The following is a 9,434-nucleotide window of genomic DNA, read 5'->3' on the forward strand; positions in this document are numbered from 1 at the left end:
CGGGCCCAGTGATCAGGTACGCGCGCGTGGAACCGGCCGGCCGGCACACGTGCGTGGACCTGTAGAAACGTCCCGGACCGGGGCGTTGGTTCCACCGGGTGGCACAGCACACATCGCGGACGTCCCAGGTGTCCCGGAGAGTGGTTCCCATGCGCGCCCATCGGACCCCGCCCCCACGACGCACCTGGGGCGTGCCGAGAGGGCTGCGCGAGAAGCTGGGGCGCTCGATGCGACGAGTCCGGCAGGGGCGCGCGCCCATGGCACGGAGGGATGGGCCGGGGCGTACACCTCCCACGCGCGCGCCGGGCGGAGCGCGTCCGCCGTTCCTGGCCCGCGCACCCCGTCGCGCGCGTGTCGCCCTCGCCTGCGCCCCCGGTCTCGTGGCCGTCGCCGGACTGGTGCTCTGCGCCGTGGGCATCGACCGGACCGCGGGCGACCCCGAGCGCCCCGTCGCGGCGCGGGCGCGGGCCGCCGTGGTCGGCCACAAGGCCGCGAAGCCCCCCATCGTGCCGAGGGAACGCTGGCTGGGCGACGCCTCCTACACCCGGCCGCCCACCCGGTACGCCGACCGTGTGTCCGCCGTCTTCGTGCACCACACCGACTCGCCGAACGGGTACGACTGCGCCGACGCGCCCCGCATCATCCAGTACCTCTACACGGGGCAGGCCGGCGTCCGGCACTGGGACGACATCGGTTACAACTTCCTCGTCGACCGCTGCGGCACGATCTACGAAGGCCGGGCGGGCGGCACCGAGCGCGCTGTCGTCGGCGCCCACACCCAGGGCTTCAACGTGGGCACGACGGGCATCGCCGCGCTCGGCACCTTCACCTCGGGCGTGCCGGTCCCCAAGGCCATGACCGACGCCATCGCGGCCGTCGCCGCCTGGAAACTGGGCCTCACGGGCATCGACCCGCGCGCCACCGTGCGGCTCGTCTCCACCAACAGCCTGAGCAAGTACCGCGCGGGCACCCGCGGCACCTTCACGGCCGTCTCCGGCCACACCGACGGCTACTGGACCGCGTGCCCGGGTGCCGCCCTCATGGCCAGGCTCCCCGAGATCAGACAGCACGCGGCCCGCCTCCAGGGCAGGCTCCAGGGCAGTCCCTAGGCCCCCGGCGGCTCCGTACGACCGCCTCACAGGTACGCCACAGCCGGTTCACGGATCACCCCGAGCCACGCCTCCTACCGTCGAGGCACGCACCGACTGGAGGCGGGGATCATGAACGGTCGCAGGGACATGAGCAGTCGTACGGACAACAGCAACAGCAACAGCAACAGCCGCAGGAAGCCGCCGTCCCGGGGCACGTCCCTGTGGGCGCGGGTGATGCGCGGCCCGTGGACCGTGGCCTGTGTGGTGGCCGCCGTCGTGGTGGGGCCGTCCGCCGCCACCGCGTCCGCGCTGGACCGGGCGAACGCGGCGCCCCCGCACAGCGCCCCGGGGGCGGGCTCGCCGTTGCCCGCAGGAGCGCCGGGGACCGGGTCCGAGAGGTCGCGGGGCCCGGCCCGGTAGAGAGGGCCGGGCGCAGCAGGGCAATAGGGGGAGCAGGGCAAGAGGGAGCGGGGCAGGCGGAGCGGGCGGGCGAAGTCCGCTGCGAGTGGCGGCCGCTGCGAGCGGCGCCGGTGTCCCGTCGCGTCAGTCCGCGAACCGGTCCCACAGCCGTGGGAAACGCTCCGCCAGCAGGGAGTGGTTCTCCAGGTCGAGCGGAGTGCCGAGCGGCTCCGGCGGGGCCGCCGCGATACCCAGGTCGGGCGCGACCGTACCGGTGAGCTGCTCGTACGCCTCGTCCGCCGAGTAGCCCAGCTCCTCGCCGTCCCCGTCGACCTCGTCGTCGAAGTCCGTCAGGAGGTCGGCCAGTTTGTCCGGATCATGCACGGCGCTCTCGTACGTTTCCCGGCCCTGGCCGATCAGCCAGCAGCGGAAGAAGTCGAAGGCGTCGTCGCTGGCCCCGTCGAGCAGGATCCAGGCCGCGCCCCACAGATCCCAGGTGTACGCGCGGTTGTAGCGGGCCTCGAAGTGGCGGGCGAAGTCCAGGACCATCTCGGGATCCAGCCTCAGGAGCCGCTCGACCAGCAGATCGGCCTGCTCCTCGGGGTCGCCCTCGGCGGCCTCGCGGGTCGCGTCCACCAGCTCCCAGAACTCCGTCTCGTCCATCACGGGACAAGCATCGGGCCTGTGACGGGCCCGCGCACCCGGGGACAGGCGGATCGTTATCCGCGCACATGCCTGCGGAAAGTCCGACAGCAGGTGTCGGTATTCGGCGGGATGCTCGGCGTATGGAGAGAACAGAGGAAGCAGCACAGGGGACCGCGCAGCCGCTCACCGGGAGGATCGCCCTGGTCGCGGGCGCCACCCGCGGCGCCGGACGGGCCATGGCGGTCGAGCTGGGACGCGCGGGAGCCACGGTGTACGTGACCGGCCGCACGACCCGCGAGCACGTCAGCGAGGTCGGCCGGACCACCGAGACGATCGAGGAGACGGGCGAACTGGTCGACGCGGCCGCCGGGGTCGCCGGCCGCGGGATCGCCGTACCGACGGACCACCTCGAACCGGAGCAGGTGCGCGCGCTCGTCGACCGGATCGACCGCGAGCAGGGCCGGCTCGACATCCTCGTCAACGACATCTGGGGCGGAGACGTCCTCCTCGACTGGTCGGCGGACAAGCAGCCCGACATGTGGGAGATGGACCTCGACAAGGGGCTGCGGATCATGCGCCTCGGCATCGAGTCGCACATCGTCACCAGCCACTGCGCGCTGCCGCTGCTCGTCCGCAGCCCCGGCGGGCTGCTCGTCGAGGTCACCGACGGCACCGAGGAGTACAACCGGCGCTACCGCAAGCCCCTCTTCTACGACCTCGCCAAGACGGCCCCGATCCGCATGGCGTACGACCTGGGGGAGGAGCTGAAGGAGTACGGCTGCACGGCGGTCTGCGTCACCCCTGGCTGGCTGCGCTCCGAGGCCATGCTCGACACCGCCTTCAAGGTCACCGAGGAGAACTGGCGGGACGCCTGCGAGAACGTCCCGCACTTCGCGATCTCCGAGACGCCCACGTACGTCGGCCGGGCCCTGGTCGCACTCGCCGCCGACCCCGACGTGGCCCGCTGGAACGGTCGGTCGCTGTCCAGCGGCGGCCTCGCCCAGGAGTACGGCTTCACGGACGTCGACGGCTCGGCGCCCGACGCGTGGCGCTACCTCATCGAGGTGGAGTCGCAGGGCAGGCCGGCGGACGTGACCGGCTACCGGTAGCCCTCGCGCCGGAGCCCCTCAGCCCTGCTCCTCGTAGTACGCGGCCGTCCGGGCCGCCGCCTCGGCGAAACGCCGCCTGAGCCCGGACGGCTCCAGGACCTCCACCTCGGGGCCGAGGGAGAGCAGCTGGGTGTACGCGACGTCGTACGACTCGACGGGCAGCGTGAGCGTGATCCGGCCCCCGTCGTCGGGCGAGCCCGCCTCGGCCAGGGCCTCCTGCGCCGAGAGCGGGTCGACGGTGTGCTTCAACCGCCGCGCGCCCGCCTCGGTGAGACGCACCACGATCGTCGCCCGCAGGAGCGAGCGGGCGAACTGCGCGGCCCGCTCCGCCCAGAAACCCGGCAGGTCGAACGACTCGTCGCGGCCGAAGCGCTCGCTGCCGGGCTCGACCGCCGTGAACCGGTCGATGCGGTAGACGCGGAAGGAACCGGACCCGGTGACCCGGGCGCACACGTACCAGACGCCCGCCTTCAGCACGAGACCGTACGGCTCCAACTCGCGCTCCACGTCGGCCTCCTGGCGTCGGTAGCGCGCGGTGATGCGCAGGTCGTCCCAGACCGCCTCGGCGATCGACGGCAGCAGCTCGGGGGTCTTCGGTTCGGCGAACCAGGCGGGCGCGTCCAGATGGAAGCGCTGGGACGCCGTCCGGGAGGCGTCCTTGAGGGAGGGCAGCAGGGCGGCGGACACCTTCAGCCGGGCGGCGGAAGCCGCGTCCTCCAGGCCCATCTCGCGGAGCGCGCCCGGCACCCCGGAGAGGAACAGGGCCTCGGCCTCGCTCCTGGCGAGCCCGGTGAGCCTCGTTCGGTACCCGCCGATCAGCCGGTAGCCGCCGACCCGGCCCCGGTCCGCGTACACCGGGACGCCGGCCTCCGAGAGGGCCTGCGCGTCCCGGGTGATCGTGCGCTCCGACACCTCCAGCTCCCGGGCCAGCTCGGCAGCCGTCATCGACGGCCGGGACTGGAGCAGCAACACCATCTTGATGAGCCGGGCAGCACGCATGCACCCATTTTGCCGGGTGGGCGGGTGCGGGCCGTACGGGGTGCGCCCCCGGACAATGCAGGGGCGCAGCCCCGCTTTGTCCGGGGGCGCGGGGAACTGCGCGACCAGCCCCCACCGGCCCGCAGCCGGCGTACGACACCTACAACCCGTACCGCTCCCGCGCTTCCTTCACGGCCGAGGCCGGCACCTCGCCGCGCCGCGCGAGCTGGGCCAGCGCCGCCACGACGATCGACTGCGCGTCGACGCCGAAGTGGCGGCGGGCCGCCTCACGGGTGTCGGAGAGGCCGAAACCGTCGGCGCCCAGCGACGAGTAGTCCTGCTCGACCCACTGCGCGATCTGGTCGGGCACCTGCCGCATGTAGTCGGAGACCGCGAGGACGGGCCCCTCGGCACCGTGCAGCGCCTGGCGCACGTACGGCACCCGCTCCTCGCCGCGCAGCAGTGCCGCGTCGGCCTCCAGCGCGTCCCGGCGCAGCTCCGTCCAGGACGTGGCGGACCAGACGTCCGCGGCCACACCCCACTCCTCCGCGAGCAGCCGCTGAGCCTCCAGGGTCCAGTGGATCGCCGTACCGGAGCCGAGCAGCTGGATGCGCGGGGCGTTGGCGGCGTTGACCTGGACCCCGGCCGACTCCGCCGTGTTGAAGCGGTAGAGGCCCTTGACGATGCCCTCGTCGATACCGAGACCCGACGGCTTCGCGGGCTGCGGGATCGGCTCGTTGTAGACGGTGAGGTAGTAGAAGACGTTCGAGTCCTCGCCGGGCGCGGCCTCGCCGTACATGCGGCGCAGACCGTCCTTGACGATCGTGGCGACCTCGTACGCGAACGCCGGGTCGTAACTCATGGCGGCCGGGTTCGTCGCCGCGATGACCGGCGAGTGCCCGTCCGCGTGCTGCAGGCCCTCGCCCGTCAGCGTCGTACGGCCCGCCGTGGCGCCGACGAGGAAGCCGCGGCCGAGCTGGTCGCCGAGCTGCCACATCTGGTCGGCCGTGCGCTGCCAGCCGAACATCGAGTAGAAGATGTAGAACGGGATCATCGCCTCACCGTGCGTGCTGTACGCGGTGGACGCGGCGATGAAGTCCGCCATCGAACCGGCCTCGGTGATCCCCTCGTTGAGGATCTGGCCGTCCTTGGCCTCCTTGTAGTACATCAGCTGGTCACGGTCGACCGGCTCGTACGTCTGGCCCTTCGGCGAGTAGATGCCGAGGGACGGGAAGAGGCTCTCCATGCCGAAGGTGCGCGCCTCGTCGGGGACGATCGGCACCCAGCGCTTCCCGGACTGCTTGTCGCGGACCAGGTCCTTGACCAGGCGTACGAAGGCCATGGTCGTCGCGATGTTCTGCGAGCCGGAGCCCTTGTCGAAGGCGGTGAACGCCTTGTCGGCCGGGGCGGGCAGCGGTGCGAGCGGGTGCGTACGGCGGGCGGGGGCCGGGCCGCCGAGGGCCGCGCGGCGCTCCTGCAGGTAACGGACCTCGGGGGCGTCGGCGCCCGGGTGACCGTAGGGGACGACCCCGTCGATGAACTGGCTGTCGGAGATGGGCAGTTCGAGCAGGTCACGCATCTGCTTGAACTCGTCCGTCGACAGCTTCTTCATCTGGTGGTTGGCGTTCTTCGACGCGAAGCCCTCGCCGAGGGTGTGGCCCTTGACCGTCTGGGCCAGGATGACCGTCGGGGCGCCCTTGTGCTCGACGGCCGCCTTGTACGCGGCGTACACCTTGCGCGCCTCGTGACCACCGCGGGAGAGGTGGAAGCACTCCAGGATCTTGTCGTCGCTCAGCAGCTTCGCCAGCTCGACGAGCGCCGGGTCGGCGCCGAAGAAGTCCTGGCGGATGTAGGCGGCGTCGCGGGTCTGGTACGTCTGCACCTGCGCGTCCGGGACCTCACGGAGGCGGCGGACGAGGGCGCCGGTGGTGTCGAGCCGGAACAGCTCGTCCCAGGCGTTGCCCCACAGCGACTTGATGACGTTCCAGCCGGCGCCGCGGAACTGGGCCTCCAGCTCCTGCACGATCTTGAAGTTCGCGCGGACCGGGCCGTCGAGGCGCTGGAGGTTGCAGTTGATGACGAAGGTCAGGTTGTCGAGACCCTCGCGGGAGGCGAGTGCGAGGGCCGCCGTCGACTCCGGCTCGTCCATCTCGCCGTCACCGAGGAACGCCCACACGTGGGACGCCGAGACGTCCTTGATGTTGCGGTTGGTGAGATAGCGGTTGAAGCGCGCCTGGTAGATCGCGGAGAGCGGGCCGAGGCCCATCGACACCGTCGGGAACTCCCACAGCCAGGGAAGCCGGCGCGGGTGCGGGTACGACGGAAGGCCGTTGCCGCCCGCCTCCTGGCGGAACTTGTCGAGGTGCGCCTCGGTGAGGCGGCCGTCGAGGAAGGCGCGGGCGTAGATGCCGGGGGAGGCGTGGCCCTGGATGTAGAGCTGGTCGCCGGACCCGTCGGCCTCCTTGCCCTTGAAGAAGTGGTTGAAGCCCGTCTCGTAGAGCCAGGCCGCGGAGGCGAAGGTGGCGATGTGCCCGCCCACGCCGTGTTTCGCGCCCCGGGTCACCATCGCGGCCGCGTTCCAGCGGTTCCACGCGGTGATCCTGCGCTCCATCGCCTCGTCGCCGTCCGCGGTGGGCTCGGCGGCGGTCGGGATGGTGTTGACGTAGTCGGTCTCAAGCAGCTTGGGCAGCGCGAGGCCGTTGCCCTCGGCGCGCTCCAGCGTGCGGCGCATCAGATACGCGGCTCGGTGCGGCCCGGCCGCCTTGGTGACGGCGTCCAGGGAGGCCTGCCATTCGGCGGTCTCCTCCGGGTCGCGGTCCGGGAGCTGGTCGAGCTCGCTCGGCTGGATTGCGGTGGGGTCGGTCATTGCGCCGCCTTCCGGATGCGGAGGGGGTTCCCTCGTCGGCAAGGGGTTCTACGGGGGGTGCCCTTGGTCTTTGGCAGGACAGGGCGGCGGGCTCGTGTGGGAGCCCGTCGGTGACTGTAACTCGCTGATCGATGATCGATCAAAGGGTTGAAGGGGAAAACCTCTTGATCACGACAAAGTAGGCACGCGGTGCCTTGGCTGCAGGCACGCGGTGCCTTGTTTTCGCAGGTGAGGCATGCCGTCGGGGGTACTTCTGAGCGGGCCGGCGCTCCACTGCTGGCAGCCGACGGGACGGGATCGCGGTTACGCGGGCTCGTTGCCCGTCCGCGGCGCGCACCCCAGCACATGCGCCTTGACCAGCTCGGCGATCAGCGGATCCCGGCGCCGGAACGCCTCCACCAGCGCCTCGTGCTCCTCCGCGTACGACTGCTGGACCGTGCCCAGCCAGCGGATCGACAGGGCGGTGAAGACCTCGATGCCCAGGCCCTCCCAGGTGTGCAGCAGCACGGAGTTGCCCGCGGCCCGCACCAGCTCGCGGTGGAAGCCCACCGTGTGGCGGACCTGTCCGGTGCCGTCGGCCTTCCGGTCGGCCTCGTACAGGGCCGTGACATGCGGTTCGAGCGCCGAGCAGTCGGCGGCGAGCCGCTCGGCGGCCAGCTCGGCGGCGATGGCCTCCAGACCCGCCCGCACGGGATAGCTCTCCTCCAGGTCCGCCGCGGTCAGGTTCCGTACGCGCACGCCCTTGTTGGGCGCCGACTCGATCAGGCGCAGCGACTCCAGCTCGCGCAGGGCCTCCCGCACGGGCGTCTGGCTGACCTCCAGCTCGGTGGCGATCCGCCGCTCCACGATCCGCTCGCCCGGCTTCCAGCGGCCGCTCACGATCCCCTCCACGATGTGCTCGCGGATCTGCTCGCGGAGCGAGTGGACGACGGGCGCGGTCATTGAGGGCTCCTTAGGCTGGGGCGCTCCGGCCCCGAGGGCGTTGACTTCTAGACAATAAGGCCGGTAGTCCCTCCGGGAAGGGTGCGCGGGGGTGCTTTCCCGCAGGTGAGATGAGCCGCACACGTGGCTCCGCCGGGTTGGCCGTGCGCGACAGGGGAGGGGCCTGCGGGCTGTCCGGCGGCTTCCCGTCGGGCGTGGCTGGTCGCGCAGTTCCCCGCGCCCCTGAAAAGCGGGGCCACGCCCCCGGCTTTTCGTCTTTCAGGGGCGCGGGGAACTGCGCGACCAGCCCCCACCGGCCCGCAGGATGGCCTCTACGGGGTGGAGCACCACGCGAAGGTGCCCCTGTCCGGCAAGCCGGACAGGGGCACCTTCTGCTGCGATATGGCGGAGCTACAGGCCGAGCTCGACCTCGAACTCGCCCGCCTCCAGGATCGCCTTGACCGCCGTCAGGTAACGGGCGGCGTCGGCGCCGTCCACCAGACGGTGGTCGTAGGAGAGCGTCAGGTACGTCATGTCACGGACGCCGATGACCGTGCCCTCCTCCGTCTCGATGACGGCCGGGCGCTTGACCGTGGCACCGATGCCCAGGATCGCGACCTGGTTCGGCGGCACGATGATCGTGTCGAAGAGCGCACCACGCGAACCGGTGTTGCTGATGGTGAAGGTCGCGCCGGACAGCTCGTCCGGGGTGATCTTGTTCGCCCGGACCTTGCCCGCCAGGTCGGCGGTGGCCTTGGCGATACCGGCGATGTTCAGGTCGCCCGCGTGCTTGATGACCGGGGTCATCAGGCCCTTCTCGGAGTCCACCGCGATACCGACGCTCTCGGTGTCGAAGTAGGTGATCGTGCCCTCTTCGACGTTGATCCGGGCGTTGACGGCCGGGTGGGCCTTCAGCGCCTGGGCCGCCGCCTTCACGTAGAACGGCATCGGGGAGAGCTTGACGCCCTCGCGCGCCGCGAAGGAGTCCTTCGCCTTCGCGCGGAGCTTCATCAGGCGGGTGACGTCCACCTCGACGACCGAGGACAGCTGGGCCTGCTCGTGCAGGGCCTTCACCATGTTGTCGCCGATGACCTTGCGGATGCGGGGCATCTTCACGGTCTGGCCGCGCAGCGGAGAGGCCTCCAGCGTCGGCGCCTTCTTGGCGGCGCTCGGCGCGGCCGCGGCCGCGGCCGGAGCCGGGGCTGCGGCGGCCGCCTTCGCGGCCTCGGCGGCGGCGAGGACGTCCTGCTTGCGGATACGGCCACCGACGCCGGTGCCCTTGACGGAGGCCAGCTCGACGCCGTTCTCGGCGGCGAGCTTGCGCACCAGCGGGGTCACGTACGCGCCGTCGTCACCCGAGGTCGCGGCAGGCGCCTGGGCCGGGGTGACGGGAGCGGGAGCCGGTACCGGCGCGGCCGGAGCCGG

Annotated in this window: 8 protein-coding genes; 3 read left to right on the forward strand and 5 right to left on the reverse strand. The window is 71.7% G+C overall.

Annotated features, from left to right (window positions below; genetic code table 11):
- Nucleotides 1-257: 257 nt before the first annotated feature.
- Together KUF83_RS31625 and KUF83_RS31630 are read left to right on the forward strand one after the other, a co-directional pair.
- Complete coding sequence (locus KUF83_RS31625; RefSeq protein WP_217458426.1) at nt 258-1,109, forward strand: peptidoglycan recognition protein; 852 nt, start codon at nt 258-260, stop codon at nt 1,107-1,109.
- 111 nt (nt 1,110-1,220) lie between these two features.
- On the forward strand, nt 1,221-1,511 hold the full coding sequence (locus tag KUF83_RS31630) for a hypothetical protein (RefSeq protein WP_217458437.1): 291 nt from the start codon (nt 1,221-1,223) through the stop codon (nt 1,509-1,511).
- A gap of 123 nt (nt 1,512-1,634) precedes the next feature.
- Here the strand turns inward: KUF83_RS31630 and KUF83_RS31635 are convergent, their stop codons facing one another.
- Nucleotides 1,635-2,153, reverse strand: coding sequence for a DUF4240 domain-containing protein (locus KUF83_RS31635; RefSeq protein WP_217458436.1), 519 nt, complete (start codon nt 2,151-2,153; stop codon nt 1,635-1,637).
- A gap of 122 nt (nt 2,154-2,275) precedes the next feature.
- On the opposite strand from KUF83_RS31635, the gene KUF83_RS31640 reads away from it, so the two are divergent.
- Nucleotides 2,276-3,244 (forward strand): SDR family oxidoreductase, encoded by a 969-nt coding sequence (locus KUF83_RS31640; RefSeq protein ID WP_217458427.1) that lies wholly within the window; start codon nt 2,276-2,278, stop codon nt 3,242-3,244.
- An 18-nt stretch (nt 3,245-3,262) separates the two neighbouring features.
- Here the strand turns inward: KUF83_RS31640 and KUF83_RS31645 are convergent, their stop codons facing one another.
- The 4 genes from KUF83_RS31645 to sucB all read right to left on the reverse strand — a co-directional run.
- The gene (locus KUF83_RS31645) at nt 3,263-4,243 is read right to left on the reverse strand and encodes a YafY family protein (protein ID WP_217458428.1); all 981 of its coding nucleotides are present in this window, start codon (nt 4,241-4,243) and stop codon (nt 3,263-3,265) included.
- A gap of 139 nt (nt 4,244-4,382) precedes the next feature.
- Nucleotides 4,383-7,088, reverse strand: coding sequence for a pyruvate dehydrogenase (acetyl-transferring), homodimeric type (aceE, locus tag KUF83_RS31650; protein WP_217458429.1), 2,706 nt, complete (start codon nt 7,086-7,088; stop codon nt 4,383-4,385).
- A 303-nt stretch (nt 7,089-7,391) separates the two neighbouring features.
- A complete protein-coding gene (locus KUF83_RS31655) occupies nt 7,392-8,030 on the reverse strand; it encodes a GntR family transcriptional regulator (RefSeq protein WP_217458430.1) in 639 nt (212 codons plus the stop codon).
- Between the two features lie 390 nt (nt 8,031-8,420).
- Nucleotides 8,421-9,434 (reverse strand): 2-oxoglutarate dehydrogenase, E2 component, dihydrolipoamide succinyltransferase (gene sucB / locus KUF83_RS31660; RefSeq protein ID WP_217458431.1); only part of this gene is annotated, 1,014 nt, incomplete at its 5' end.

This window comes from Streptomyces sp. BV286 (assembly GCF_019090165.1).
Taxonomy (GTDB): domain Bacteria; phylum Actinomycetota; class Actinomycetes; order Streptomycetales; family Streptomycetaceae; genus Streptomyces.

Bases quoted from the DNA above. Each gene is read 5' to 3' on its own strand.
- aceE (WP_217458429.1), bottom strand. From the start codon at position 7,088: ATGACCGACCCCACCGCAATCCAGCCGAGCGAGCTCGACCAGCTCCCG.
- KUF83_RS31635 (WP_217458436.1), bottom strand. From the start codon at position 2,153: ATGGACGAGACGGAGTTCTGGGAGCTGGTGGACGCGACCCGCGAGGCC.
- KUF83_RS31625 (WP_217458426.1), top strand. From the start codon at position 258: ATGGCACGGAGGGATGGGCCGGGGCGTACACCTCCCACGCGCGCGCCG.
- KUF83_RS31645 (WP_217458428.1), bottom strand. From the start codon at position 4,243: ATGCGTGCTGCCCGGCTCATCAAGATGGTGTTGCTGCTCCAGTCCCGG.
- KUF83_RS31655 (WP_217458430.1), bottom strand. From the start codon at position 8,030: ATGACCGCGCCCGTCGTCCACTCGCTCCGCGAGCAGATCCGCGAGCAC.
- KUF83_RS31630 (WP_217458437.1), top strand. From the start codon at position 1,221: ATGAACGGTCGCAGGGACATGAGCAGTCGTACGGACAACAGCAACAGC.
- KUF83_RS31640 (WP_217458427.1), top strand. From the start codon at position 2,276: ATGGAGAGAACAGAGGAAGCAGCACAGGGGACCGCGCAGCCGCTCACC.